This is a genomic window from Hyphomonas sp. (assembly GCF_017792385.1).
GTDB lineage: Bacteria > Pseudomonadota > Alphaproteobacteria > Caulobacterales > Hyphomonadaceae > Hyphomonas.
Window position 1 is genome coordinate 697,691 of sequence record NZ_CP051230.1, and the last position, 25,034, is coordinate 722,724.

25 protein-coding genes are annotated in these 25,034 nt (G+C 62.1%); 8 read left to right on the top strand and 17 right to left on the bottom strand.

Annotation, left to right across the window (positions count from 1 at the left end; all coding sequences use genetic code 11):
• Complete coding sequence (locus HF955_RS03370) at positions 1–759, top strand: alpha/beta hydrolase (protein ID WP_291077871.1); 759 nt, start codon at positions 1–3, stop codon at positions 757–759.
• A 135-nt stretch (positions 760–894) separates the two neighbouring features.
• Entirely contained in the window at positions 895–1,473 is a 579-nt protein-coding gene (locus tag HF955_RS03375) for a type 1 glutamine amidotransferase domain-containing protein (protein ID WP_291077873.1), read from the top strand.
• Between the two features lie 67 nt (positions 1,474–1,540).
• On the opposite strand, the gene HF955_RS03380 is transcribed toward HF955_RS03375, so the two are convergent.
• Complete coding sequence (locus HF955_RS03380; protein WP_291077875.1) at positions 1,541–2,395, bottom strand: SDR family oxidoreductase; 855 nt, start codon at positions 2,393–2,395, stop codon at positions 1,541–1,543.
• Positions 2,396–2,456: 61 nt separating this feature from the next.
• Here HF955_RS03380 and HF955_RS03385 point away from each other — a divergent pair, with 61 nt between their 5' ends.
• The gene (locus HF955_RS03385; RefSeq protein WP_291077877.1) at positions 2,457–3,134 is read left to right on the top strand and encodes a tetratricopeptide repeat protein; all 678 of its coding nucleotides are present in this window, start codon (positions 2,457–2,459) and stop codon (positions 3,132–3,134) included.
• Here HF955_RS03385 and HF955_RS03390 read toward each other — a convergent pair.
• A complete protein-coding gene (locus tag HF955_RS03390) occupies positions 3,124–4,053 on the bottom strand; it encodes an alpha/beta hydrolase (RefSeq protein ID WP_291077879.1) in 930 nt (309 codons plus the stop codon). The genes HF955_RS03385 and HF955_RS03390 overlap by 11 nt on opposite strands.
• Positions 4,054–4,067: 14 nt before the next feature.
• Complete coding sequence (locus HF955_RS03395; protein WP_291077881.1) at positions 4,068–5,453, bottom strand: M17 family metallopeptidase; 1,386 nt, start codon at positions 5,451–5,453, stop codon at positions 4,068–4,070.
• Between the two features lie 101 nt (positions 5,454–5,554).
• Here HF955_RS03395 and HF955_RS03400 point away from each other — a divergent pair, with 101 nt between their 5' ends.
• Positions 5,555–6,511, top strand: coding sequence for a tetratricopeptide repeat protein (locus tag HF955_RS03400; RefSeq protein WP_291077883.1), 957 nt, complete (start codon positions 5,555–5,557; stop codon positions 6,509–6,511).
• A gap of 68 nt (positions 6,512–6,579) precedes the next feature.
• Here HF955_RS03400 and HF955_RS03405 read toward each other — a convergent pair whose 3' ends face one another.
• The 9 genes from HF955_RS03405 to HF955_RS03445 all read right to left on the bottom strand — a co-directional run bounded on the left by HF955_RS03405 (position 6,580) and on the right by HF955_RS03445 (position 15,616).
• Entirely contained in the window at positions 6,580–7,596 is a 1,017-nt protein-coding gene (locus HF955_RS03405) for a type II secretion system F family protein (RefSeq protein ID WP_291077885.1), read from the bottom strand.
• A gap of 9 nt (positions 7,597–7,605) precedes the next feature.
• Positions 7,606–8,634, bottom strand: a complete 1,029-nt coding sequence (locus HF955_RS03410) for a type II secretion system F family protein (RefSeq protein WP_291077887.1) — start codon at positions 8,632–8,634, stop codon at positions 7,606–7,608.
• 3 nt (positions 8,635–8,637) lie between these two features.
• Positions 8,638–10,143 carry a CpaF family protein gene (locus HF955_RS03415; protein WP_291077888.1) on the bottom strand — a complete coding sequence of 502 codons (1,506 nt, stop codon included), beginning with the start codon at positions 10,141–10,143 and terminating at the stop codon, positions 8,638–8,640.
• A gap of 19 nt (positions 10,144–10,162) precedes the next feature.
• Positions 10,163–11,539, bottom strand: a complete 1,377-nt coding sequence (locus tag HF955_RS03420) for an AAA family ATPase (protein WP_291077890.1) — start codon at positions 11,537–11,539, stop codon at positions 10,163–10,165.
• Positions 11,540–11,565: 26 nt separating this feature from the next.
• Positions 11,566–12,276 carry a CpaD family pilus assembly protein gene (locus HF955_RS03425; RefSeq protein WP_291077891.1) on the bottom strand — a complete coding sequence of 237 codons (711 nt, stop codon included), beginning with the start codon at positions 12,274–12,276 and terminating at the stop codon, positions 11,566–11,568.
• A 10-nt stretch (positions 12,277–12,286) separates the two neighbouring features.
• A complete protein-coding gene (locus tag HF955_RS03430) occupies positions 12,287–13,852 on the bottom strand; it encodes a type II and III secretion system protein family protein (protein WP_291077893.1) in 1,566 nt (521 codons plus the stop codon).
• A gap of 2 nt (positions 13,853–13,854) precedes the next feature.
• Entirely contained in the window at positions 13,855–14,694 is an 840-nt protein-coding gene (gene cpaB / locus HF955_RS03435; protein ID WP_291077895.1) for a Flp pilus assembly protein CpaB, read from the bottom strand.
• A gap of 100 nt (positions 14,695–14,794) precedes the next feature.
• A complete protein-coding gene (locus tag HF955_RS03440; RefSeq protein ID WP_291077897.1) occupies positions 14,795–15,310 on the bottom strand; it encodes a prepilin peptidase in 516 nt (171 codons plus the stop codon).
• A 144-nt stretch (positions 15,311–15,454) separates the two neighbouring features.
• Positions 15,455–15,616, bottom strand: coding sequence for a Flp family type IVb pilin (locus tag HF955_RS03445; RefSeq protein ID WP_291077899.1), 162 nt, complete (start codon positions 15,614–15,616; stop codon positions 15,455–15,457).
• A gap of 305 nt (positions 15,617–15,921) precedes the next feature.
• Here HF955_RS03445 and HF955_RS03450 point away from each other — a divergent pair, with 305 nt between their 5' ends.
• The 3 genes from HF955_RS03450 to HF955_RS03460 all read left to right on the top strand — a co-directional run bounded on the left by HF955_RS03450 (position 15,922) and on the right by HF955_RS03460 (position 17,663).
• On the top strand, positions 15,922–16,365 hold the full coding sequence (locus HF955_RS03450; protein WP_291077900.1) for a pilus assembly protein N-terminal domain-containing protein: 444 nt from the start codon (positions 15,922–15,924) through the stop codon (positions 16,363–16,365).
• A 126-nt stretch (positions 16,366–16,491) separates the two neighbouring features.
• On the top strand, positions 16,492–17,055 hold the full coding sequence (locus HF955_RS03455; RefSeq protein ID WP_291077901.1) for a TadE/TadG family type IV pilus assembly protein: 564 nt from the start codon (positions 16,492–16,494) through the stop codon (positions 17,053–17,055).
• 5 nt (positions 17,056–17,060) lie between these two features.
• On the top strand, positions 17,061–17,663 hold the full coding sequence (locus HF955_RS03460; protein WP_291077903.1) for a TadE/TadG family type IV pilus assembly protein: 603 nt from the start codon (positions 17,061–17,063) through the stop codon (positions 17,661–17,663).
• Between the two features lie 14 nt (positions 17,664–17,677).
• On the opposite strand, the gene HF955_RS03465 is transcribed toward HF955_RS03460, so the two are convergent.
• Together HF955_RS03465 and murC are read right to left on the bottom strand one after the other, a co-directional pair.
• Positions 17,678–19,180, bottom strand: coding sequence for an MFS transporter (locus tag HF955_RS03465; protein ID WP_291077905.1), 1,503 nt, complete (start codon positions 19,178–19,180; stop codon positions 17,678–17,680).
• 92 nt (positions 19,181–19,272) lie between these two features.
• Complete coding sequence (gene murC, locus HF955_RS03470) at positions 19,273–20,697, bottom strand: UDP-N-acetylmuramate--L-alanine ligase (protein WP_291077906.1); 1,425 nt, start codon at positions 20,695–20,697, stop codon at positions 19,273–19,275.
• A 190-nt stretch (positions 20,698–20,887) separates the two neighbouring features.
• Between murC and HF955_RS03475 the strand changes: the two genes are divergently transcribed.
• Positions 20,888–21,376 (top strand): DUF3291 domain-containing protein, encoded by a 489-nt coding sequence (locus HF955_RS03475; protein ID WP_291077908.1) that lies wholly within the window; start codon positions 20,888–20,890, stop codon positions 21,374–21,376.
• Here HF955_RS03475 and murG read toward each other — a convergent pair.
• Genes murG through murD form a run of 3 tightly spaced genes read right to left on the bottom strand, consistent with a single transcriptional unit; the run spans position 21,373 to position 25,026 of the window.
• Entirely contained in the window at positions 21,373–22,470 is a 1,098-nt protein-coding gene (gene murG, locus HF955_RS03480; protein ID WP_291077910.1) for an undecaprenyldiphospho-muramoylpentapeptide beta-N-acetylglucosaminyltransferase, read from the bottom strand. The two genes, HF955_RS03475 and murG, sit on opposite strands and share 4 nt — an antisense overlap.
• On the bottom strand, positions 22,463–23,614 hold the full coding sequence (locus HF955_RS03485; RefSeq protein WP_027839544.1) for an FtsW/RodA/SpoVE family cell cycle protein: 1,152 nt from the start codon (positions 23,612–23,614) through the stop codon (positions 22,463–22,465). The genes murG and HF955_RS03485 overlap by 8 nt, the downstream gene beginning before the upstream one ends.
• Positions 23,611–25,026 (bottom strand): UDP-N-acetylmuramoyl-L-alanine--D-glutamate ligase, encoded by a 1,416-nt coding sequence (gene murD, locus HF955_RS03490; RefSeq protein ID WP_291077912.1) that lies wholly within the window; start codon positions 25,024–25,026, stop codon positions 23,611–23,613. Before murD ends, HF955_RS03485 begins: the two co-directional genes overlap by 4 nt.
• Between the last annotated feature and the right edge of the window lie 8 nt (positions 25,027–25,034).

The window sequence follows — 25,034 nt, forward strand, 5'->3', positions numbered from 1 at the left end:
ATGACAACGTCCTATTTCACTTCTCCCGACGGACGCCGCCTGGCCTACCGGGCGTCGGCGCCGACCGGTTCGCCGCTAACATTCGTCTGGCTGTCCGGCTTCAAGTCCGACATGAGCGGCACCAAGGTCACCGAACTCGAAGCCTGGGCCAGAACGGCCGGGCATGGCTTTCTCGCCTTCGACTATTCCGGGCATGGCGAGTCAGACGGCGCCTTTGAAGATGGCACGATATCCGCCTGGCGGGCGGACGCGCTGGCCGCCATTGACGCGCACACATCCGGGCCTGTCATCCTTGTCGGCTCCAGCATGGGGGGCTGGATGGCGCTGCTGACGGCGCTCGCCCGGCCGGCGCGCGTTGCCGGGCTCGTGCTGATCGCCCCGGCGCCAGACTTCACCGAAAAGCTGATGTGGCCGGAATTTTCACCTGACGCGCAGGCGGAAATCATGGAAAAGGGATTCACGCTGCGTCCATCGGACTATGACGAACCCTACACCATCACCCGGAACCTGATCGAAGATGGCCGGACCTGGCAAATTCTCGACGCTCCCATCCAGATCGATGTGCCCGTGCGCATTCTTCAGGGCAAAGAGGATGCGGATGTGCCGTGGAGGCATGCCGAACGGCTTGTCGACACGATCACCTCCAGCGATCTGATCTTTACCCTGATCAAGGATGGTGACCATCGTCTGTCGCGCGATCAGGACATCGCCCGGCTGAAGGCGACTTGCGCCGACATTGCGCATGCGGCGAAGGCCTGACCTTTCCCCGATTTAATCGGAACGATGGCCCTGCCCGGCCATTGATCTGGTGCAGGACGGGATGATCCGTCCGCCCGCGCTCCCTCACCATGGGTTGCAGCGCGGTGACAACACCAGATCAAGGAGACATGCCCCATGTCAAACCAACGCGCACAAGGCCGAAAAATGGCGATCCTCGCAGCTGACGGATTCGAGGAAATCGAACTGACCAGCCCGAAAGAAGCCATCGAGGCCGCAGGCGGCGAGACCATGATCGTCTCGACCGAAAAAGGCTTCATTCATGCCAACCAGCATCGTGAACATGGCGACAAATACAAGGTCGACCTGTCCCTGGACGAGGCCAAGGCCGACGATTTCGACGCCCTGCTCATCCCGGGGGGCCTGTTCAGCCCGGACGCCCTGCGCACCAATGAGACGGCGAAATCCTTTGTATCGGACTTCTTTGCACAGAAGAAACCGGTCTTCTCGATCTGCCACGGCCCGCAGGTTCTGATTTCGGCCAATCTCGTCAATGGCCGCGAGGTCACCGGCTACCCCGCCATCCAGCAGGATCTGAAGAATGCCGGTGGCATCGTGAAGGATCAGTCCGTTGTCGTTGATGGTGGCCTGGTCACGTCCCGCTCACCGGATGATCTGGGCGATTTCAACGCCAAGATTGTGGAAGAGATCTGCGAAGGCAAGCATGCCCGCCAGCGCGACTCCGTGACCGCATAATCCGAAAACACAATAATACGAGAAATTATCCCCGATACCTGCCCCCTCCTGACCGGAGGGGGCTTTTTTATCGGCCGTCCTCCGCCGCCAGCACGGCGCGCAGACCCTCCCGATATGTCGGGTACAGGGGCCGCCAGCCAAGCGCTGCCTTGGCGCGCGCATTGGAAACGCGCTTGCACTCGGCATAGAAACTCTTCGCCATGGCGCTGAGTCCCGCCGCCTCGAACGCCACTTCCGGGGGCGGCGTCATCTGCAGCAGGTCGGCGGCAAAGGCCGTTACATCCTGTGGTGGAGCCGGCAGGTCATCACACAGATGAAAAATGCCATGCAGGTCGGGCCGGTCCAACAGGGCCTCGAGGCCGCGGGCAATGTCGTCGACATGCACGCGCGAGAAAATCTGCCCCGGCTTGACCGCGCGATGCGCCTTGCCTTCACGCAGCTTCCCGAAGGGCGAGCGGCCCGGACCGTAGATGCCCGGCAGGCGCACTATCCGCGCCGCACCATCCGTCGCATCCATCCATTGCTGCTCCGCCAGAACCCGCGCCCTGGCCCGGTCAGAGCCGGGATTGACCGGGCTCCACTCCATCGCCCAGCCACCCCCAAGGTCTCCATACACCCCCGTCGTGGACAGATAGGTCACGCTGGCCGCCCCCGGTTCGGCACAGGTCGCGACCCGCGCCGCCGGACATCCGGCCTCATCCGGCGGCAGCGTCACCAGCCAGTGTGCTCCGTCCGGGATGTCCGGCAGCCCCTGTCCGTTCCACACTTCGGCCCGGACCCCGTCGGCGCGCAGGGCGGCGGCCTTCTCCTCGCTCCGCACCGTGCCAGCGACGGTTGTCCCGCGCGCCTTGAGCCGTTCAGCCAGCCGCGACGCGCTATAGCCGAGCCCGAAGACAAAAAGCAGAGATGTCGTATCTGTCATTTGCGCTGGCAGCTCCTGTCGGGTCTAACACCCCTGATACCGTCTCCGGAGCCTTTGATCCATGTCTCTCCTAGCCCTCGCCGTCGCCTCCCTGGCCCTGTCGCAGTCTGCCAGCGCGACCATTGATGCGCGTGAGGCCGAGCGGTTGGAAGCCTGCGTTGCCAAGATCGAGATCGATCCCGAAGAAGCCTATGAGGACGGTTTGACCTGGACCTATCAGGGCAACCGGCCCGGTGCGCGCCAATGCACGGCGCTGGCGCTGATTGCCCTCGGCCGCGAGGATGAAGGCGCCGCCCGCCTGGAACAACTGGCCAATTCGGTCGATGGCGGCACCATCGACCAACGCGCGGAATACCTCGTCCAGTCCGGCAATGCCTGGCTGCAGGCCGGAGCTCCCGAAGCGGCCATTGTCACATTCACCAACGCGCTGAAGCTGAAGCCGGACACGCCGGACCTGCTGGTGGACCGGGCCAGCGCCCATCTGATGCTCGGCCAATGGTCAGACGCGAAGAAGGATCTCGATCTCGCACTCGCGCTTGCCCCCGGCATGTCCATCGCCCGCCAGTTCCGGGCAGAAGCGCATCTCAATCTCGATCAGCTGGACGCCGCCATGGCCGATGTCGAGGCGGCGATGATATCCGATCCCGAAAACATCGACACGCTGGTCCTGCGGGGCCGTGTGCGTGAGGCCATCCGGCTGTCGGAAGTGCGCGTGCTCAGTCCCGATATCATCGACTGACCGGCTCCTGGTCGGCTTCTGCCTCGCGCAGACCGCGCCCATCCATCCAGCGCAGGAATTGGTCGAACCAGCCATCCGCCGGGTTTCCGCGCCGATATGACCCGAACCCGTGTCCGCCGCTGTCATAGAAATGCAGCTCCACCGGCTTGCCGGCAGACTGCCAGGCTTCCACCAGACCGAATCCCTGTTGCCCGAACAGCGCATCATCGGCCGCCAGGGCCACGAACATGGGCGGCGCCGTCTCGGGCACGGTCGGAGCTGTCATCGGGCCGTAGATATAGCCGATGAAATCCGGACGGTACGCGCCGTCCTCGGCCTGAACGGTGCCGAGGGTCGTGATTGCTCCGGCCGAGAATCCCAGCATGCCGATACGGTCCGGGTCGATGCCCCATTCCGCAGCGCGGGCCTCCACCATGGCGAGGGCCGCCTGGGCATCTTCCACAGCCGGCGGAATGCCGGGGCGCACATCAATCGGGGTCATGTCGGGCGTAGGGGCGAACCTGCGCTGCATGTGCGCATCAAACTCCGCTTCCGGTTCCGGCGTCTGCATGACGCGATACTTCAGGACAAAAGCAGCCACGCCCTGTTCGGCCAGCCAGTGCGCAATCGGATAGCCTTCATTGTCCATCGAGACGAACTGGAACCCGCCGCCGGGCACAACGATCACGGCTGCGCCGGTGGCCACTTCAGGATCGGGCAAGACCGGCAGCAGGGTCGGATGGGAGACATTGCGTGCCCAGCGTTCCGTGCCGGTATCGGTCCAGATTTCGGTATCGGCCAGGCCTGCTCCATTGTCTTCATAAAGCGGAAGGGATGCCGTGTCTTCCGGCGCCGGAACCCGCACCATCTCCGGTGCCTGCGCCAGTCCCTGCCCGGCCAGAAGCACGCCCGTCAGAACAAGCAGCCAAATCCGCGCCATCCGCTTTCCTCGTCTCAATCCTCGCCAAATCGGGTGTGCAGCATGGACCAGGCTGCCCGCAGGCCGCAAGGCGCCGCCCCTTCCGGCCGCCCGTACTTTCCGAGCCGCCAGGCCCAGACATCGAAATGCATCCAGCTCGGAACATCCACGAATTGTTTCAGGAACAGGGCCGCCGTGATCGATCCGGCGAAGCGTCCTCCTGAATTGACGAGATCGGCAATCGGACTTTTCAGATCGGCCAGGTACGGATCCCATAGCGGCATGCGCCAGACCGGATCACCGGAGGCCTTCGAGCCTGCCTCAATGGCGTCTGCAATGTCTTCGTCATCCGTATAGAATGGCGCCAGGTCCGGTCCGAGCGCCACGCGTGCGGCCCCTGTCAGGGTCGCGAAATCGATCAACAGGTCCGGTTTCTCCTCGCAGGCCCGGGCAATCGCATCCGCCAGGATCAGGCGGCCTTCAGCATCGGTATTGTCGATCTCGACGGTCAGGCCCTTGCGGCTGGACAGCACGTCCCCCGGACGGAAGGCATTGCCGGCCACGGCATTTTCCACCGACGGGACATAGAGTTTCAGATGCACCGGCAGGTTCGCGCTCATGATCAGCTGCGCCAGGGCAATCACATGGGCCGAGCCGCCCATATCCTTCTTCATGATTCGCATGCCGGACCCCGGCTTGATGTCGAGCCCGCCGGAATCGAAGGTGACCCCCTTGCCCACCAGCGCCAGTTTGGGATGGGAAGGGTCGCCCCATTCGAGTTCCATGAAGCGCGGCTCATAAACCGCCGCGCGGCCGACCGCGTGCACCATCGGATAGTTCTGCTCCAGAAGCGCATCCCCGATAATGGTGGTCAGCGTTGCGCCAAACCGTTCCGCCATGTTGGAAATGGTCGCCTGAATGTCCTGGGGTCCCATATCGGCAGCGGGTGTGTTCACCAGGTCCCGCAGCAGGGTGCACGCATCCGCCTCCCGGCTCAGCGCGTCGGCATCCTGCCCTTCGGGGAGAAGCAATTGCGGTGGCGCAGCCTTGTCCTTGAGATAGCGATCGAACTGGTAGGCGCCGTCGGCCCATCCGGCTGCGATCTGGTCGAAGCGCAGCCCCCCTGAAGCGAGGACGCGGTAGGTCCCCTTCGGCAGCTTGGCAGACAGGCCTGCGACGGCCAGGGCGTCCTTGCCCTTGCCGAGGCCGTACAGGACCCGGGCAAGATCACCCTTGTCGCCGGGCACCAGCACGATCTGACCTGCCGCACCGGTGAAATCCTGCCCCTCGGCAATGGATCGGGCAGAGGGGAACGGATCGTTCTCCAACAGTTTGAACTCGGCGGCAGTGTAGAGGAAGACGTCAACGGCGCCCTTCGGGTCGGCGGTGAAGCTCTTGTGCATGGAAACGGGGCCTTTCACGGCGAAGAGTTAATGGAATCTGGTGAGGCGTTAACTGATCCTTGACGCCCTCAGGTCCAGACTCACTGGCAGTGCACCAGATACAAACCCGGAGCTTTCCGATGTCCAGAGCCAAAACGTCCCTGACTGCGCTGTGTCTGGCGGTTGCCGCATGCGCCTCCGCGCCGGATCCGGAACAGGAAGCACAGGCAGAACTTGCCCGCGCCATTGAAGATGCGATGAAACCGGCCACGCCGGAAGAGATCGAGGCGGCGAACAATTCCGATCCGCTCACCAAGGCCAATTTCTGGTCCAATGAGTACAACAAGAATCCGAAAGATCTCGATACGGCCATGACCTTCGTGGCGGCCCTGCGCGGAATTGGCTCCAATGAACGGGCCATCGAGGTTCTGTCCAAGACACTGGTCGAACACCCGGAAAACACGGAAGCGCTGATGGCGCTGGGCCGGGTGTTTTCCGCAGAAGGCAACATGATGGGCGCCGCCCGCGCATACGAAAAGGCTGCAGTTCTTGCTCCAGACCGCCCGGAAGCCTGGTCTGCTTTCGGCGTTACGCTGGACAAGATGGAGCGCCACGACATGGCACAGGCCGCCTATGACAAGGCGCTGGCACTGGATCCGAGCCGCACCACAACCCTTACCAATTACGGCCTCTCGCTGGCGTTGAGCGGGGATCTCACAGGCGCCGAGGCAAAGCTTCGCACGGCAGCCGCCCAGCCTGACGCCGATTTGCGCGTGACCGAAAATCTGGCGCTCATCCTGGGCCTGCAGGGCCGATATGACGAGATGGCGGAAGTTTCCAGCCGGTTCGCACCGGAAAGCATTGTGCAGAAGAACACCGACCTCCTGCGCGCCATGGTACAGCCGGTCCGGTCCTGGGAAGCGCTGGAAGCCGCACCGGACCCGGCGCCCGAAGCGGTCACCCCCTCCCCCAGCACATCGGTCCCGGTCGACAGCGGCGGTCTTGCCCTGGCGGGCCCGTCTGCGGATGCAGAAGCCGAAGACCCTGCCCCGTCTCCGGCCGGGTCTGGCCTGCGGCTGCGCCGCACACCCGGCTGATCGCCAGCAGAAACGGCAGCGCCCGCCGGTCCAGCCGACGGGCGCGCCTTACTGAAGTCACCCGGACCTCAGCCCCTGTTCGTGTCACTCCGCTCGACCGGTGCCTGTGCGAACGAGCCGTCCCCCTGCGATGCCTTGAAGCCGATATAGGCTGGCCCCAGCACCACCAGAAACAGAACCGGCAGGAAGAAAAGGATCATCGGCACGGTCAGCTGCGCTGGCAGGGCGGCGGCCTTCTTCTCGGCCTGCGCCATGCGCATGTCCCGGTTTTCCTTTGCCATGATGCGCAGGGCGTCGCCCAGCGGCGTACCGTAACGTTCGGCTTGGCCCAGTGCCATACAGACGGCCTTGATACCTTCATTCCCGGTTCGCTTTGCAAGATTCTCATAGGCCTGGCGCCGTTCCGGCAGATAGGAAAGCTCGGCGACGGTCAGGCCGAACTCTTCCGCCAGTTCCGGTGAGGCGGACCCGATTTCCTGACTGACCTTGGAAAAGCCCAGCTCGATGGACATGCCCGCCTCAACACAGATCAGCAGCATGTCCAGCGCATCCGGAAAGGCCCGCATGATCGATTGCTGGCGCTTCTGCGCAACATTGCTGACATACAGGTTCGGCGCATAGAAGCCGGCCGCGGCCCCGAACAGGAGCGAGCCGTATTTCAGCGGCATGGAAAAGCCGTGATCATTGACGAAGAAGATATACAGAAACGTCAGCAGCGCGCCGGCAAAGGGCAGGGTCATCCGCGCAAAATAGAACGCAGCCAGCGGTGCTGGTCCACGCAGTCCCGCCTTCGCCAGATTGTCCACAATGTTCGGGTCTTCCAGGGCCTTGGCGAGGTTCAGCTTCGACGAGATGTTCCCGACCATGGAATCATCCGTGCGCCGAAGGCCCTTGTTCTCCATGGCCGCGCGGCTCTGCTTACGCAGTTTCTCGCGCTGTTCGGTCACCGCCTTCAGGCGGGTCTCCAGCTTGTCCGTCTGCAGATAGGGCAGAAGGATGGAGATCACCGTCGCGAACACGGCCAGCGCCACGAGCAGGGCGGCAATGGCGTCAGGCTTGGCCAGCGATGTCAGAATGTCCGTCATCGCCGTCTCCTAAAGGTCGAAATTGATCATCTTGCGCATCACGAAGATGCCCATGGACATCATCACGGCACCAATGGTGAGGAACAGATGACCGGTATCGGTAGTGAACAGCTGCATGATATAGGCCGGGGTCGTCAGATAGACCAGGAACCCGACCACGAAGGGCAGCGCACCAATGATCATCGCGGAGGCTTTCGCCTCGGAAGACATTGCCTTCACCTTCTCCCGCATCATCTTGCGAGCCCGGATCACGCTGGACAGGTTTCCCAGCGCCTCGGACAGGTTACCGCCCGCCTTGGACTGGATCATCAGCACGATCATGAAGAAGTTCACTTCCTGAAGGGGCACGCGCTTGTAGAATGTGCCCAGGGACCGCTCGAGCCCGGCGCCCATGGCGAGATTGTCCGACAGCATGGCAAATTCGGTACGCAGCGGCTCAGGGGATTCGCGGGAAATGATCCGGACGCTTTCATTCAGCGGCAGGCCTGATTTCACGCCGCGCACGATGATGTCCAGCGCATCAGCAAACTGGTTGATCATCTTCTTGTTGCGGCCATTGGTGAGAAAGCCGAGCAGCACGCGCGGCAAGCCGAATGCGCCGACGAAGAACGCGCCGCCGACCAGCGCCGGACGGCTCTTGAACGAAATGCCGCTGATGACCAGCCCGTCAAAGCCCAGCACATAGACCAGACCGCCAAGCCCCATGCCGAGGATCAGGGAGAAGATCCAGAAAGCCGAAACCGGAACGTCCAGCCCGGCCTGCGTCAGGCGCGCCTTGAGGTTCTGGGGCTGGATCGACTTGCGGCGCTCCTTGTCCTGCTTCCGCATGCTCTCCAGCATTTCCTGGGTTTTCTGGCGGCGCTTGGCGTTCTCGTCCATCACCTTTCCGCGCTTGCCGGCCCCTGTCCCACCGGACCCGATGGCCTTGGCCCGCTTGCGCGCATTGTCGTTCTGCCCGCCGGTCAACGCCAGGCCAAGCCCGGCAATGGTCAGGAATGCCAGGCCGGCAATGACATAGATGATCATGTTCCCATCCATGCATCAGGCTCCCAGCGCATCCAGCGCAACCGCAAGGTCACGCTCGAGATTGTAATAGGACGCGCGCTCCCAGAAGCGCGGACGGCCAACGCCGGTGCCCCGGTGGACACCACGCACCTTGCCATCCTCGTCCTCGCCCTCGATTTCATATTTGAGCACGTCCTGAAGGACGATCGTGTCCCCTTCCAGGCCCATGACTTCCGTGATGTTCATGATGCGGCGCGACCCGTCGCGAAGGCGCGAAGCCTGCACAACGACATCGATGGAACCGACGATCATCTCTCTGATCGTCTTTGCCGGCAGCGAGAAACCGCCCATCGTGATCATGGATTCGACACGGCTGAGGGCCTCGCGCGGGCTGTTGGCGTGCAGTGTGCCCATCGACCCGTCATGGCCCGTATTCATGGCCTGCAACAGGTCGAAGGCTTCCGGTCCACGCACCTCGCCCACGATGATCCGCTCCGGACGCATACGCAGACAGTTCTTCACCAGGTCCCGCATCGTGATCTCACCCGATCCCTCGATGTTCGGCGGGCGCGTCTCGAGACGGACAACGTGCGGCTGCTGCAGCTGCAATTCGGCCGAGTCTTCGCAGGTGATGACCCGCTCGGTCGGATCGATGAATCCGGTCAGGCAGTTCAAAAGCGTCGTCTTCCCCGAACCCGTACCGCCGGAGATCAGCACGTTGCAGCGCGAATGTCCGATGATGCGCAGGATGTCTGCGCCGGGTTCGGAAATCGACCCGAAGTTCACCAGGTCCTGAAGGCGCAGCTTATCCTTCTTGAACTTACGAATGGTCAGTGTCGGACCATCAATCGCCAGGGGCGGCGCGATCACGTTCACACGAGACCCGTCCAGAAGGCGAGCGTCACAGATCGGCGAGGAATCGTCTACCCGGCGTCCAACCTGGCTCACGATCCGCTGACAGATGTTCATCAGCTGCGCATTGTCGCGGAACCGGATATTGGTCCGTTCGATCTTGCCGTTGACCTCGATATAGGTCGTGTCGGCGCCGTTCACCATGATATCCGCGATGTCGTCGCGCGCCAGCAGCGGCTCCAGCGGACCATAGCCCAGCACATCGTTGCAGATGTCGTCCAGCAGTTGCTCCTGCTCGGAGATCGACATCACCACATTCTTGATACTGATGATCTCCACGACGATGTCGCGGATCTCTTCGCGCGCGCTTTCGGCGTCCAGCTGCGCCAGCTGCGACAGGTCGATCGTGTCGATCAGCGCGTTGAAGATGGTCATCTTCGTCGCGTAGTACTGGTCAGATTGCTGAACCACCTTGCGGACGGGTTCCGGCTTGGCCTCCGGCGCCTGAACGCGCACAGGCTTGCCCCCTTCGGAAGGAGGTTTCGGTGCGCCCTTGACCGGAACCGGATCCGGCACGGGCGGCTTCTTCGAGACAGGCTTCGGCTTCGGCGCAGGCGCGGCCGGCTTGGGGGCCGGCGCTGCCGGCGCGGCTACCGGACTGCTGGAAGCGGATCGTTTTCCAAATGCCATTCAAGGGTCCCCCTATGGGTCACTTTCCCAGCAACTTCTTAAGGAACGACTTCTCCTGCGGAACGATGGTGCGGCCGGTCAGGGTCGAGGCGAGATGATCGATTGCCTGCGACGATTTCGAGGTCGCATCGGTTTCGGAAATCATCTGGCCATTATTGGCTGCCGTACCGAACAGTTCCGGATCAAAGGGAAGGATGATCTCCGGCTCCACCCCGATGGCCGCGGCAAAGTCCTTCACGGGAATCTCGGGTCGCTTCGGCACGCCGCTCATGTTCAGCACGAGGCGGGGCGGATGATCATTCGGGCGCTTGGCCTTCATCTGGTCAATCATGTTCTTGCCGTTGCGCAGGGAAGCCAGGTCCGGCTGGCACACAATGATGACCTCGTCGGACGCGACCAGCGTGTTCAGCATCCAGCTTGACCACATGTGTGGCAGGTCCAGAACGAGATACGGCACATTGCGCCGCGCGCCCTCGATGACGACCGAATACGCTTCGTCCGGAATGTCCATGATCTGGTTGATCGTGGCCGGCGCCGTGAACAGGGACAGGCGGTCGGTGGGCTTGGCGAGAAGCCGCTCGATCACGGCATCATCGGCCCGCTCCGGCGCCAGAAGCGCATCGGCCACGGTCTGCGGCGTTTCCTGATTGAAGTCGAGCGCGGTGGTCCCGAAGGACAGGTCGAGATCGACCAGGGTCGTGTTGACCTTCACATTCTCCGACAGGGCCCAGGCCAGATTGTGCGCAATGGTCGACGCCCCTACCCCGCCCTTGGCGCCCACAATGGAAATCTGCTTGCCGACGAACGGCGCATCCGGATTGATGAACAGATCGCCGATGGACCGGATGATCTGCAGCGGCTGGAAGGGCGGCACGAGGTATTCGCTGACGCCGCGCGCCATCAACTGGCGATACAGCATGATATCGTTCACCGCGCCAATCACCATCACCTTGACGGTCTCGTCGCAATGCTCTGCCAGCGCGTCGATCTCCCTCAGCACCTGCGCCGCGGAATCCGAGGATTCAATCATCAACAGGTTCGGGGTCGGATTTTCGCTCATATAGGCGATGGCCGCCGGAATACCGCCCGGAATGCACTCGATCGTCGCGCGGCCCATGCGGCGGTCGTGCGCGCAGACTTCCATCAGGCCGCGTGTTTCCTGGCGCTCATAGAACAGCTTGATCGAGATTGCGGGCAGCATTGCATCCCCGCCGGCTGGCTCTGCCGGACTGATCATGCCGGCATCATTGTCTGCCACCACACCATCCGGGGCGGCTTCGACATCCGCTTCACCAGCGGATTCCGCCTCGGCGGCCGGCCTCACAAGGTCAGCCAGCGGATCATCGGAAAAGACATCTTCGAAGTCTTCATCGAACAGTGCATTCTCGTTAGACATGATCTACCAAACCTCTCTCACCGGCCCTAATTGCCAACTGCCGTCGACACCGTGCCGGATTCATTTTCGCCCCGTTCCGCCCCGGTGACTTCACCCTTGCGGAACTTGTCGAGAATAGTTGCGCGGCGAACCGGATCACCCTGATCCAGGGACCGCTGTCCCAGCAGATCGCCGGGATCGGAAATCATGGCCGCCAGATTGGTGCGCACCGCGCAACCAAGCGTCGGCAGCTCATTGTTCGAGGACATGTCGCCCATATCGAGCGATGCCAGAGACGGACAATCGGGCGCAATCGCCTCATAGGACTGGAACGCCAGGATCAGGGGCTCGGACACGTCCGATTCTTCCCCATGCGTTCCGCCGGCGATTTCCTCATAGGCGACACCATTCTCCCAGGCGATCTCGCGCGCTTCAGCGGTCGCCTGCACGGCCAGTTGCGGGTTCGCGCTCGACATTGGCAGCGACATGATCAGCGGACCATGACCCACAGACCGGTAGTCGGCCACGAAGTTGCGGATCCGCGCCTTGTCGCTCAGGCTCAGCTGGCTGGCGGCAGGGTGAATGTCGATTTCCAGGAATTCAGTGCGCTTCGCCACACCGATCGGATTGCGGTCCAGCGGCGTGCCCTGAAGGTAGGCCTGCGGCACGGCCGTCGGCGCAGCGCTCGAACAGGCCGTGATCGTCAGGACTCCAACAGCCGCTGCGAGGGCGAGAGATGAAGTGGTCAGCTTGCTCATGATCCGTCCCCTATTCCTCGATAAAGCCGACAGGTGCGCGATAGTCTTCCGCATCCACCTTGGCGCCGTTCTTGCCGTATTGTTCGTTCAGCTTGCCGAAGAAGATCGTCTTCGCATCCGAGGCATTGGCAAAGCCCTCTGCCGGCGTGCGCAGCTGGTCCTTCGATGTCGGATCGACCAGGTAGGGTGTCACGATCACGACCAGTTCCGTCTCTTCTTGCACAAAGTCGCGAGACTGGAACAGCGCGCCCAGGATCGGCAGCTTCTTCAGGCCCGGCACCTGGTCCAGCGTCTGGCGGGACCGGGTCTGGATCAGGCCCGCCATCATCATGGAGCCGCCCGAGGGAAGTTCGATGGTCGACTCGGCCCGCCGCACCGACAGGGCCGGCAGGGTCGCACCCTCGACGGTGATGACATTGCCCTCGTCATCGATCGTGGTGGAACTCGTGCCCTGATAGGCGCCTTCGGAGGTCAGTTCGGAAACCTCGGTCGACACTTTCAGCGAAATCCGCCCTTCCGACAGCACAACCGGAGTGAAGCCGAGCCCCACACCATAGGGTTTGAACTCCACCGTGATGCGGCCATTATTGTCCTGGCCAACCGGAACGGGGAATTCACCGCCCGCAAGGAATTGCGCGCTCTCGCCGGAGATCGCGACAATGTTCGGTTCAGCCAGCGTACGGACAATACCAATCCGCTCAAGGGCGTTGATGTCCGCGCCGATGCTCGATTGAAGGTCTGTGCCGACATAATTCTGATAGCCGATCGTGCCGCCAAACCCGCCAAGGCTCTGGCCCTGCACCGGGAAGCTCAGCGAGCTGCCGACATCGGCGTTCAGGGAATATGGCAGGCCGGGCGCGAGTGTCGTCGTGCCGGCATCGACCACAACGCCGGTGCCATTGTCGACGAACAGCTGGCGCTCGACCAGGGCGGCCAGATCACCAAAGCCGGGCGATCCGGTCAGATTGATGCCCAGCTGCTTGACCGCATTGCGCTGCATCTCGACGATACGGACTTCCAGCAGGACCTGGTCCTTCGCCGCAATGTTCATCATGTTGATGACCTGCGTGTCGTCCCCTGCCCGGACATAGGCCGAAACAAGGCGCTCAACAGCGTCCGCCGCAGAGAGACTGTCCGCCGTTCCCGTCAGAACGACATTTCCATTCACGCTTTCGATCCGGGCACGGGCATTCGGCACGTGGCGCGCAATCAGCTGCTGCAGCGCCGCCATGTCCATTTCGACATCGATTTCCAGGTTCAGGATCTGGTTCCCGGCACGATCGAAGACAAACGCATTTGTCTGGCCGAAGCTGACCCCCCGGAAGATGATGCGCTTGGCCGTCTGGACCACCGCATCAGCGATCTCGGGATTGGTGATCACCACGTCTGCCGCTGGCGTGTCGAGTTCGACCACCATCGACTTGTTGACGTTGATCGTGACCTGTTCGCTATAGGCTGACTCGCCGGGATGCGTGATCCGGGCCCCGATCGTGTCCGGCGCAGCCAGCGCGGCAGGCGCGGCGGACAGAGCTGTGGACAGGGCCAGAAGGCCCGGAAGAATGTGCGACGTCTTCATACTCAACTTCCCCCCACACCGGCAGTCGATTGCTTGCCGCTGCGATAGACCTGGATGCCGCCATTGTTGCTGCCGCCATTCTCGAGCAGATCGATCCGGGCGTCGCGATCAAACGTATCACCGACATCCGACCAGGGACGCAGCGCCAGCATCAGCTCGCCCTTGCGCTGGGCCATGGCGATCAGTTCAGCTTCCTTGCTGTCAACTTCCAGCGTGGCGGTATTGCCCACTTGTGCGGCGCCATCGCCCTCCTCGGTGAGGTACACCTGGTCAATCGCCAGAACGCGCACATTCTGCAGGATGGTGCTGGTGGCAGTCTTGTCGACCATCGCATCACCCGTCTGCACAGTGACTTCATAGGTCAGGATCACGTCGACACGGTCATTCGGCAGGATGAAGCCACCGGAGGCTGACTCGGTTGAAATCTCTACCGATATGGCGCGCATGCCCGGCTCGATCAGCGCCGCCATCGTGCCGGTGTCGCCCTTCTTGACCAGCTTGCGCGGATGAATCGGTTCGTTCTGGAAGATCGGCACGCGCACGACGCTGCCGGCCACAAGTTCGATCGCATCCGGGGAGTCTTCATCTGTGTGAAACCCCGGCACGATGCTGTTCTCGGGCCAGTTGGCCCATTTAAGGTCATCCACGGAAACATAGTCGCCGATTGACAGGTCGCGCTGCGCGACGAGCACCTTGATCTCGGTGATCTCCATATGCTCGATCACCGTCGTCGGCTGCGCCGGTGCGGACGGACCCTGCTGGGCCAGGTTCCGGACCAGGAATGCCGCCGCGATGGCGGCAATGGCAGCTCCGATCAGGATGATTAGACGAATTGGCGACATGAGGCCCCACTCCTCCGGAAATACGACACCTCGGAAAATCGTGTTCGACTCAGCGATGTCCGATCAGGGATGACAATTTCATATGCTGCCTAAAGCATCGTTAACCGAAATTGCTGATCCGGCTTAATACTTCGGCAAGAAACGGCGACTGGGCTCCGGCGGCAAACGCGCCCGCGGCGATGGCCACGCCATAGGGAACGCCGGCCTTCTCCTCGAACGGGGCCCGGATGGCACCCGGCACCGCCTCGGCGGGCATCGTCATGCGCACAAGGATGATGATCACGGCGCAGGCGCCACCGGCTACGGCCATTGTGAACAGGAAGGTGATGCTGGCTGACGGCCCGACCCACAACATCACCGCCGGGATCATCTTTGCGTCCCCTCCCCCGAAAATGTTGAAGGCGAACAGGCCGAACGCGATCAGCAGCGCACAGGCCGCCGCGATGACATGCCCCCCGATGATTTCCAGCGGAACACCGGACACGGCGGCTGCCGGCACAAAGAGCAGTGCCAGCGTCAGGTTCAGCCAGTTCGGAATGGTCAGCCGGTTCACATCGTGCAACGCAGCGAATACGCACAGGGCCAGGAACAGGCCGGCGAGCAGGGACAAGATCATGGATACGTCCTTCAGGTCGGTTTTCGCGGGCCAACCTGCCCCAAAAGACTGAAGGAAGTTTTTAAACGCGCCGCCCCAAACGAAAGAGGCCGCCTGGTTTGCCCAGGCGGCCTCATTGCTAAAGTCTAGGCTTGTAGCCTGAACTTAGGCGCCGTTCATCGACGTAGCGACGTTCTGGAACTTGTCGTTCACAGACTTACCAAGGGCGGTAGCACCACCGATGATAGCAACAGCGATCAGAGCAGCGATCAGGCCGTATTCAATAGCCGTGGCGCCAGACTCGTCTTTCAGAAAACGTGCAAACATTGGAAACTCCCATCATGCAATTGTTTTTGCCCCGGCAAAATCCTCTACCCGGAACATGATGGAACCTACCCAATCATTCTCAACATCACATGAAAGAAAAGAGAAAATCCATGAAGGCGGGTGAGGGATTTGTTTACCATCTGTATGCCCGCAAAATCAGGCGTTCAGGTGATTCGGTCCCATGGCCCCTTCCCTATTATAAAGACCAGTCTGTGTAAAATGCCGTGCAGGGGTAACCCGGTTAGGAAACGCGCAACCTTCTTCAGGGAAAGTGCCGATGCTGATTGATCCTTGGAGCCAGCCTGATGAACCTGTTCGCGAAGTTCTGCGCCCTGCCGGCGATTGCGGCAACCCTGTCCCAGGCAGCCCTTGCCGGACCGATTTCCGTCGAGCTCAACAAGACAATTCCGCTGCACCTGCGCAGCGAGGCGGCCAGCATCGTGCTCGGCAATCCGGCAATTGCGGACGTCTCCGTTCATGATGACCAGCTCCTTTTCCTGACCGGAAAGTCCTTCGGCACGACCAATCTGCTGGTCTTTGACAAGTCCGGCCGTCAGATCTTCTCGTCCGACATTGTCGTGACAGCGGATGAAGCAAACCTGGTCACCGTCAACCGGTCTGGATCCAGCTTTACCTATGACTGTGCGCCGACCTGCCGCCCCACCCTGAATCCGGGTGACAATCCGGGCCATTTCGACCAGCAGCTCCAGCAGCAGCAGGGTGTGCGCGAAACAACCGACACACGCTAGACGCGCAGAAACCGCGCCCCGGCGCGGTCCAGACGCCGAAATCGATAAAATTCAACATATCGCTGCAACGGCATGACAACCCAGATCCGCTAGGGTGACCCTCTACTCATGAGGGTGGTTTGGGTCATGATACTGACGACACAGAACGGAATTGTTGCGCCAAGGCTGCGCCGCAAGTTTGAACAATGGTGTGAAGACCGGCGCGGCATTGCCGCGGTCGAGTTCGCACTGGTGTCCGTGCCTTTCTTCTTCCTGATCTTTGGCCTGATGGAGGTCTGCCTGGTCTTCATCATGGCTTCGGTCCTGGAACACGCGCTGGCAGAAGCGTCCCGTAAGATCCGCACGGGCCAGGCGCAGGACAGCGGCTTCACCAAGGTCGAATTCCGCACCGAAGTCTGCTCGAAATTCTACAATCTGCTGAATTGCGATGACCATCTCTATATTGACGTGCGTTCGCTCGACAATTTCAGTTCGGCCGACATCACCACGCCGCTGGACAAGGATGGCGAGATCGACGATTCCGATTTCCGCTACGATCCGGGGTCTGCAAACGATGTGGTCGCAATCCGTGTTCTGTATGAATGGAAACTGCTGACGCCGTGGATTTCCGCGCCGCTGTCCAATCTTCCGAACAACCGCCACCTGCTGCAATCGAACGCGGTGTTCCGCAACGAACCTTTCGGAGACTGATGACCATGTCTGTGAAATCGATTCTTTCCCGGTTGAACCCCCGCCTGAAATGGCGTGGCGTGCGCGGCATCCGCTACAATGAGGAAGGTGTCTCGGCGGTCGAATTCGCCCTGATCGCCCCCGTCCTGATCCTGATCTATCTCGGCGCAGTCGAGCTCAGCCTGCTGATGCGCGTCGACCGCCGCGTGACCTCGACCACGGCCAGCCTCGGTGACCTGACGGCCCGTCTGGCCACGGTCACCGATGACGACATGAAGGAAATGTTCGCCGCAGCCGAAGTGATGATGCAGCCCTATGACGCCAAGAGCGCCACGATGCGGCTGTCCAGCATCGTCGACAAGGGCGACGGCAAGCCGGTCGTCGACTGGTCGGATGCCTACATGATGACAGCTTATGCCAAGGGCGCTTCGATCGATCTGCCGGACGGCATCGTGTCCACGCCCGGATCCATTATCATGGCGGAAGTCGTCTACGAGCATGACAGCAAGTTGGGCGGCTTTCTGAAGTCCTCACGGACAATCAGCGACAAATTCTATCTCCGCCCGCGCCGGGTCGACGAGATCACCCGGGTCACCAAGGGTGGCAGCCCGTTCGGACCGACCAGCTAGGTCAGGGCCCTGCCCTATTCTGCCGGGGTGCGCCCGACCCGCACCGTGGTCAGCACCGCAAAGCCCAGGAAGAACAACAGCGCGATGGCCGACATGCCGACGCGCTGGCTGTTCGACCAGGTCGTGAACAGCTCGATCAGTAGCGGGCCGATCCAGACGGTCACGGTTCCGGCAATCGCATACAGGCCGAAGAACTCGCCCCGCATATGGGTCGGCGCAATGTGCACCAGCATCGACCGGCTGGACGAGATATTGGCCGTCGCGAACACACCGATCAGGGCGCCGTTGAGCAGATAGGTGACGTCCGACAGGCTCGAGAAGACCGGGGCCTCCCACAATTGCCGGTTCTCGAACAGGCCGAACAGGATCGAGTCCCGCGTCACCGACAGGCCGAAGAACAGGATGATCACAATGGCCATCAATTCCATCAGCAGGGCATTCTTCGGACCGAGCTTTGAGTCGAACCAGCCACCGGCCACCCCGCCCACAGCGGCCCAGATCGAGGCCCAGATGGCATAGACTGTCAGCTCGACAATGCCCCAGCCGAGAAACAGGCTGACATAGACCGCCGCCAGCGCCAGCAGCGCGAACATGCCGTCGGCATAGATTGTCCGGGCGATCAGGAATTTGAACGCTTCCCGATACTGCGCGGCCTTGCGCACGGTGCGGATGACGCCCTCCGCCCCGGTCTTCACTGATGGCAGGAAGGGCGTGCCCTTTACCCCGGTATCCTTCGAATACAGGAAGAAGGGAATGATCATCACGGCCAGCCAGACCGCACAGATCGGGCCGGAAATCCGGAAATGCTCATACTTTGTCGTGTCGATCCCGAACAGCGGCTCGGCAAACGGCCAGCTCAGCATGTCCGGAAGGGCGAACATGAACACGATGGCCACGAACAACAGGGTTGCCGCCGCATTGCCCAGCGCCAGGCCCAGCCCGGACACGCCCGGCAGGGCCGACGGACGGGCCGCATCCGGCAACATGGAATTGTGCGTCACTTCGCTGAACGTATAGGTGACATAGGCGGCAATCAGGATGGCAATCACCGTGCCCGTGGAAAAGCCGGCTTCGCCCGGCACCGCCCACCAGAGCAGGAAGCTCAGGACCGACAGCACCCCCAGGAACAGCACCAGCAATGGCTTGCGCCTCAGGCCCCGGTCAAACGCCGCGCCCAGGAAGGGGGCCGTCAGCGCGGCAATCGCGCCGGCCCATTTCGACAGGGAGGCGACCACCGCCTGGCCCTTCGCACCGGCCACCTGACGGGCCGTTTCCGGGTCCATGCCCTCCAGTTCGCCACTGGCCAGGATGTCCGCGCCGATGATGTCACGCGCGAAATAGGGCGCAAAGACATAGATGATGATCAGGATGTAATAGGGATTGCGGGCCCATTCGAACCAGGCCCAGGCCAGCCCTGTCTTGCCCAGCACGCCGCCTTCGCCCGCCGTCGGCGTGACCTGCGACTCCACAATCGCCGCCTCCTCGTCCTGCCCGGGCGAAATATAGGTCTCGGTCATGCGGTATCCTCCCATGTGCCGCGTGCCGGCATCTGCCGCCTAGCCTGCACATTCGCGGAGAAAGGGAAAGCGGTTTTGCCCCTGTCCCGGCGTCAGGCCGAAAGCTTTCCGGCCAGCTCGGCGGCATATTTCGTGATGTCCCCCGCCCCCAGGCAAACCACCATCGCGCCGGGCTCGGCCAGTGCCTTCAGGGCGTCCGGCAACGCCTCCAGCGAACCAATCGTCGCCGCCCCGCGATGCCCGTTGCGGGAGATGCTGGCCACCAGGCTCTCATGGCTGATTCCGTCGATCGGACTCTCCCCGGCCTCATAGACCGGCGCCACCAGAACATGGTCGGCCTGGTCGAAGCAGCGCGAGAAATCCTCGAACAGATCGCGCAGCCGGGTATAGCGGTGCGGCTGGCACACCGCGATCAGCTGCCCCTGCCCCTGCATCGCCCGCGCCGCTTTGAGCACAGCGGAAATCTCCACGGGATGGTGGCCGTAATCATCAATGATGCGCACCGGGGGCTGATCCGCTACGGGCAGCCATTCCCCCACCTGCGTGAAGCGGCGCTTCACCCCGCCGAACTGGCCCATGGAGCTGCGGATCTGGTCATCCGTCGCGCCCAGCTCCAGCGCCACGGCAACTGCGGCCAGCACGTTCTGCACATTGTGCTCGCCGGCCATGGGCAGGGTCAAATTCTCGATCATGCGCGGCTGCGCCGATCCCGGCCGGCGCAGCGCCACGTCGAAATGCGCCCCCGACAAATCGGTTGTCAGGTTCACGGCGCGGACATCGGCCTGGCGGTTGAAGCCATAGGTGATGCGTCGGCGGTCGGTGACGCGCGCGGCCAGTCCCTGCACTTCCGGATGGTCCGTGCACAGCACGGCAAAGCCGTAAAAAGGCAAATTCTCCACGAACGTGTCGAATGCCTCGCGCAATTTTTCCATCGAGCCGTAATGATCCATATGTTCGGGGTCGATATTGGTCACCACGGCGCAGGTCGGGTGCAGCTTGGCGAACGTGCCGTCGCTTTCATCACTCTCCACCACCATCCAGTCGCTCTCGCCCGCCTTGTAGTTCGAGCCATAGGCGTGGATGATGCCGCCATTGATGACCGTCGGGTCGATGTTTGCCCCGTCCAGCAGCGCCGCGACCATGCTGGTCGTCGTCGTCTTGCCATGCGTGCCGGCGATACAGACCGTGTATTTCAGGCGCGTGATCTCGGCCAGCATATTGGCCCGCCGCACAACCGGAATGCCCGCCGCCCGCGCCGCGTCCACTTCCGGATTTCCAGCCTTGATGGCGGAGGAAATGATGACCGTTCCGGCGCCTTTCACATTTTCGGCCTTGTGGCCGATAAAGATTTTCGCGCCCCGCTCGCGCAGGCGCTGGATATTGTCCGACTCGCGGATGTCGGAGCCCTGTACCTCATAGCCCATCGTGATCATCACATCCGCAATGCCGGACATGCCAATGCCGCCAATGCCGATAATATGCGCCGGCCCAAGGTCGAAAGGAGTGGGAGAAGTCATTCAGGATCGTCCAGATAGGGAAACGGGAACGCCTAGCGATACCGTGACGCGGGAGCGCGAAGCAAGCGCTGCTTCTGCATGACGCAATCATGAAACCTTTCGGCGAATGCTTGAACCCCGAACCTGACGTCCCAACATGACTGGAATGAGGCGCAATTCTGGTGCTTCACGACATCCCGGAGCCGCCATCATGACCAAGCATCTGGCCCAGTTGAATGTCGGCCGCCTTGTCGCCCCGACCGATGACCCGCGCGTCAAGGACTTCATGGACAATCTCGATCTCGTCAACGGAATCGGAAAATCCATGCCGGGATTTGTCTGGATGATGGAAGGCTCGGGCGAGCCCGGACAGGGCAATACCGACGCAAAGATAGATGACGACCCGCAATTCGTGGCGAATCTGACGGTCTGGGAAGACGTCAAAAGCCTCGAAACCTTTGTCTGGGGTACCATCCACCGCAAATTCTACGAACGCCGGGCCGAATGGTTCGACCTGATGCAGGACATGCACTTCGTCATGTGGTGGGTGCCCGAAGGGCATACGCCCACACTGGAGGAAGCCCTTGAACGCCTCGCCTTGCGCCAACGGGATGGCGATACCGCAGAGGCATTCGGATGGGAGTGGCTGCGGGACGCCAAAATGCACAAGACTCATGCCTGCGCGCCGCGGGTGGCCTAAAGCTCCGCCACCCGTTCCGCCATGTCGGCCAGATCCTTCGCCGCATTGATCTTGGCCGAAGCCTTTGCCGTCGCAGCGCGCGCTTTCAACTCCTCCGCATCCTGCAGGCGGGCTGTGATCAGCCCGCCCAGCAATTGCGGATACAGATTGCTTTCCAGGATCATGTCGGCCGCGCCGATCTCGGTCAGCGCTTCGGCATTGGCGGCCTGGTGGTCGTCCATGGCAATCGCCAGCGGGATCAGGATGGAAGGCCGGCCCACCGCCGCAATTTCCGAGACCGTCCCGGCCCCGGACCGGGCGATCACCAGATGCGCCTGTGACAGCTTTTCCGGCATGTCAGCAAAGAATGGCGACAGTTCCGCCTCGATCTTCATGCGGCGATACATGTTGTCGACAAAGGCATATTGTTCCTTGCGTACCTGCTGGATGACGCGCAGCCGCGCCTGCAACGGCGGTGGCACATGGTCCACGATCGCCGCCGGGATCGTCTCACCAATGATCTTGGATCCCTGGCTGCCGCCGGTGATCAGAATGGTCAGCTTGTCATCCGTCGCCGGAAAGGGATCGTCCCGCCGCGCCAGAATGGCTTCGCGCACCGGATTGCCAACCGCCAGATGCGCACTCCAGGAGGGCAGCCTGTCGAGGCGCTCGAACCCGCTGGCCACCAGCTTGGCCTGACGGGCAAAGCGCCGGTTCACCCGGCCCAGCACCGCGTTCTGCTCATGAATGATGATCGGCACATTCATACGCCGCGCGGCCGCCAGTGCCGGAAAGGCCGGATAGCCGCCAAAGCCCGCCATCAGGCTGGGACGTGTTTCGCGGATCAGGGTCTTGGCCCGGGAAATGCCGGCATTGATCTTCAGCGCCGCGGCCGGCAGCGTCCAGGGTTTGCGAAAGTTTGGCGAGGCCGCCTGCACCTGCTCCAGCCAGTCCGCCGGGAAATCCTTGGCATATTTCGCGCCGCGCTTGTCCGAAATCAGGCCGATCTTCCAGCCCCTCGCCCGCATCTCGTCAGCAAAGGCCCGGGCGGGAAACATGTGCCCGCCGGTACCGCCTGCTGCAATGATGACGAGCTTGTCTTTCGTGTCAGCCATACCGGCCCCTTGTGCGCGTGCCTTGTCCGCGCACAAGTGCCAGCGCAAGGCCCAGTGTCAATCCCGTCCCGATCATGGACGAGCCGCCATAGGACACAAATGGCAGTGTCATGCCCTTGGGCGGGATAAGGGCCAAGTTTACCGCAATGTTTATGGCAGCCTGAAGGCCAAACAGCGTGAAGAGTCCGGCACTGGCTGCGCGTGCATAACCATCATGCACGCGGGAACTGGCGCGGAACCCTCTCAGGATCAGAAGCACGAAGATTGCCATCAGGACGAGGGCGGCAATCAGGCCGAACTCCTCCACCATGACGGCAAAGATGAAATCGGTGTGCGCGTCCGGCAGATGGATCTTAACCTGCCCCTCCCCCGGGCCGACGCCGAACAGGCCGCCGCGCCCGATCGCCTCGGCCGCCCGGTCGATCTGGTAGGTGTCCGCCGATCCCGGATTGAGAAAACTGTTCACGCGGAACCGCACATGCGGCAGCAGGGCATACAGGGACGCAGACAGGCCCACACCGCCCACGGCAAATCCGGCCGCCCATTTCCACGGCAGCCCGCTGACAAAGAAGGTCACCACAAAGGCCGCTGTCAGCAGCACTGACTGGCCGACATCGGGTTGCAACAGCAACAGGCCAAGCGTCACGGCGTAGAAGAGGAAAGCAGTCACGGCCCATGGGCCGTCCGGATACTGTTCACGCTGGGCCAGCAACCAGCCGCCCAGCACGATCAGCGCCGGCTTGACCATCTCGCTCGGCTGCAGGGAGAAACCGGCAATGCGCAGCCAGCGCTGCGCGCCCTTGGCTTCATGACCCCAGACAAGAATGAAGAACATCAGCGTCAGGCTGACCACGAAAACCAGCGTCGCAAACCGCCGGGCCCAGGTCCGGTCCAGCATGCTGACTGCCACCATGATGACGCCGCCCAGTCCGGCGAAACAGACCTGACGAAACACGAAGAAGTATTCATCGGCATAGCCGATGCGCGTCGCTGCTGTCGGTCCGGCCGCCAGCGACATCAACAGGCCAATCGCCATCAGGAAGAAAGCACCGCCGAGCAGGCCCCAATCGAGCGTCCGCCGCCACTCGGTCAGCCAGGACATGTCCGAGCGTGCGAGCAATGGGGCGGACGATACGTAGGTCAAGCCAACTCCTTCATCTCCTGCGGCATCATGGACTGGACGATGCTCCGGAACACATCTCCGCGATGTTCAAAATCGCGGAACTGGTCGAAACTTGCACAGGCAGGTGAAAGAAGAATGACCGGATGATCGTCTCCGGCGGCTTTTGCATCGCGAAATGCAGCTTCCACGGCTTTTTCGAGGGTCCCGCAGGTCTGCATCGCGACCTGCCCCTTCAGCGTGGTGGCAAAGGTCTCCTCCGCCTCTCCGATCAGATAGGCCTTGGTGATGTTCGGGAACAGGGGCGCCAGCGGCTGGATGCCTTCGGCCTTCGCAACCCCGCCGGCAATCCAGAACGCATTCTTGTAGGCTTTCAGCGCCTGTTCAGCCGCCTCGGCATTCGTGGCCTTGGAATCGTTGACGAAGCGCACGCCGTCGATCTCGCCCACCAGTTCCAGTCGATGTGCCAGACCCGGGAAGGTGCGCAGCCCTTCCATGATGGTCTGCGGGTCGAGGCCCAGTGACCGGCAGGCCGCATAGGCAGCCGACGCGTTCTGGTGATTGTGCCGACCGGGCAGCGCGATGCACTCGTCCAGCTTGCCGACATGGTTCGCCTGGCCGCCGCTGCTGTCATAAAGCCGTCCGTCTACGGCACTGACACCGCGGCCCAGCGCATAGGTCGAGGAGGCCTGCACCACCCGCGCCGGACCATTCGCCGACAGGCCGATGGCAATCGACTGGGTGATCACGTCGTCAAAACCGATCACGGCCACATCGCGCTCGGTCTGGTTCTGGAAGATGCGCATCTTCGCGGCCTGATAGCCGTCCATGCCACCATGCCGATCGAGATGGTCCGGCGTGATGTTCAACAATACGGCAATGTCGCAATGCAGGCTCTTCACCAGGTCCAGCTGGTAGGACGACAGCTCCAGCACATAGATCGCATTTGCGTGCAGCGGCGCCAGATCCAGCACGCCGGTGCCGATGTTTCCACCGATGCGGACGTCCCGCCCGGCCTGTTTCAGGATATGACCGATCAGCGCCGTCGTCGTCGACTTGCCGTTTGTGCCGGTAATCCCGACAATTTTCGGCCGGCCACGCTCCGGCAGCGCCTGCACGGCGCGGGCGAACAGTTCCATGTCGCCGACAATCGGCACATTGGTCATTTCCGCCATCCGCACGATGCGGTGCGGCTGCGGGAATTTGTACGGCACGCCGGGTGACAGGACGAGCGCGGCAAAGGTCTGCCAGTCGCGCTTGTTGATGTCCGACAGGGTCAGGCCCGCCGCTTCCGCCTTGGCGCGGGTCTCCTCATTGTCGTCCCACGCGTGAACACGCGCGCCGCCGGCCTTCAGGGCCTTGGCAGCCGAGAGGCCTGTCCGGCCAAGGCCGAACACTGCAACATCCCTTCCTGCGTATTCAGTAATCGGAATCATCGGAGACG

Coding starts and splice junctions, on each gene's coding strand:
- HF955_RS03425 (WP_291077891.1), bottom strand. CDS start 12,276: ATGAGCAAGCTGACCACTTCATCTCTCGCCCTCGCAGCGGCTGTTGGA.
- HF955_RS03410 (WP_291077887.1), bottom strand. CDS start 8,634: ATGGATGGGAACATGATCATCTATGTCATTGCCGGCCTGGCATTCCTG.
- HF955_RS03465 (WP_291077905.1), bottom strand. CDS start 19,180: ATGACCGAGACCTATATTTCGCCCGGGCAGGACGAGGAGGCGGCGATT.
- HF955_RS03440 (WP_291077897.1), bottom strand. CDS start 15,310: ATGATCTTGTCCCTGCTCGCCGGCCTGTTCCTGGCCCTGTGCGTATTC.
- murG (WP_291077910.1), bottom strand. CDS start 22,470: ATGGCTGACACGAAAGACAAGCTCGTCATCATTGCAGCAGGCGGTACC.
- HF955_RS03420 (WP_291077890.1), bottom strand. CDS start 11,539: ATGTCTAACGAGAATGCACTGTTCGATGAAGACTTCGAAGATGTCTTT.
- HF955_RS03460 (WP_291077903.1), top strand. CDS start 17,061: ATGTCTGTGAAATCGATTCTTTCCCGGTTGAACCCCCGCCTGAAATGG.
- HF955_RS03385 (WP_291077877.1), top strand. CDS start 2,457: ATGTCTCTCCTAGCCCTCGCCGTCGCCTCCCTGGCCCTGTCGCAGTCT.
- HF955_RS03400 (WP_291077883.1), top strand. CDS start 5,555: ATGTCCAGAGCCAAAACGTCCCTGACTGCGCTGTGTCTGGCGGTTGCC.
- HF955_RS03370 (WP_291077871.1), top strand. CDS start 1: ATGACAACGTCCTATTTCACTTCTCCCGACGGACGCCGCCTGGCCTAC.
- HF955_RS03475 (WP_291077908.1), top strand. CDS start 20,888: ATGACCAAGCATCTGGCCCAGTTGAATGTCGGCCGCCTTGTCGCCCCG.
- HF955_RS03430 (WP_291077893.1), bottom strand. CDS start 13,852: ATGAAGACGTCGCACATTCTTCCGGGCCTTCTGGCCCTGTCCACAGCT.
- HF955_RS03455 (WP_291077901.1), top strand. CDS start 16,492: ATGATACTGACGACACAGAACGGAATTGTTGCGCCAAGGCTGCGCCGC.
- cpaB (WP_291077895.1), bottom strand. CDS start 14,694: ATGTCGCCAATTCGTCTAATCATCCTGATCGGAGCTGCCATTGCCGCC.
- HF955_RS03380 (WP_291077875.1), bottom strand. CDS start 2,395: ATGACAGATACGACATCTCTGCTTTTTGTCTTCGGGCTCGGCTATAGC.
- HF955_RS03450 (WP_291077900.1), top strand. CDS start 15,922: ATGAACCTGTTCGCGAAGTTCTGCGCCCTGCCGGCGATTGCGGCAACC.
- HF955_RS03405 (WP_291077885.1), bottom strand. CDS start 7,596: ATGACGGACATTCTGACATCGCTGGCCAAGCCTGACGCCATTGCCGCC.
- HF955_RS03415 (WP_291077888.1), bottom strand. CDS start 10,143: ATGGCATTTGGAAAACGATCCGCTTCCAGCAGTCCGGTAGCCGCGCCG.
- HF955_RS03375 (WP_291077873.1), top strand. CDS start 895: ATGTCAAACCAACGCGCACAAGGCCGAAAAATGGCGATCCTCGCAGCT.
- HF955_RS03445 (WP_291077899.1), bottom strand. CDS start 15,616: ATGTTTGCACGTTTTCTGAAAGACGAGTCTGGCGCCACGGCTATTGAA.
- murD (WP_291077912.1), bottom strand. CDS start 25,026: ATGATTCCGATTACTGAATACGCAGGAAGGGATGTTGCAGTGTTCGGC.
- HF955_RS03390 (WP_291077879.1), bottom strand. CDS start 4,053: ATGGCGCGGATTTGGCTGCTTGTTCTGACGGGCGTGCTTCTGGCCGGG.
- murC (WP_291077906.1), bottom strand. CDS start 20,697: ATGACTTCTCCCACTCCTTTCGACCTTGGGCCGGCGCATATTATCGGC.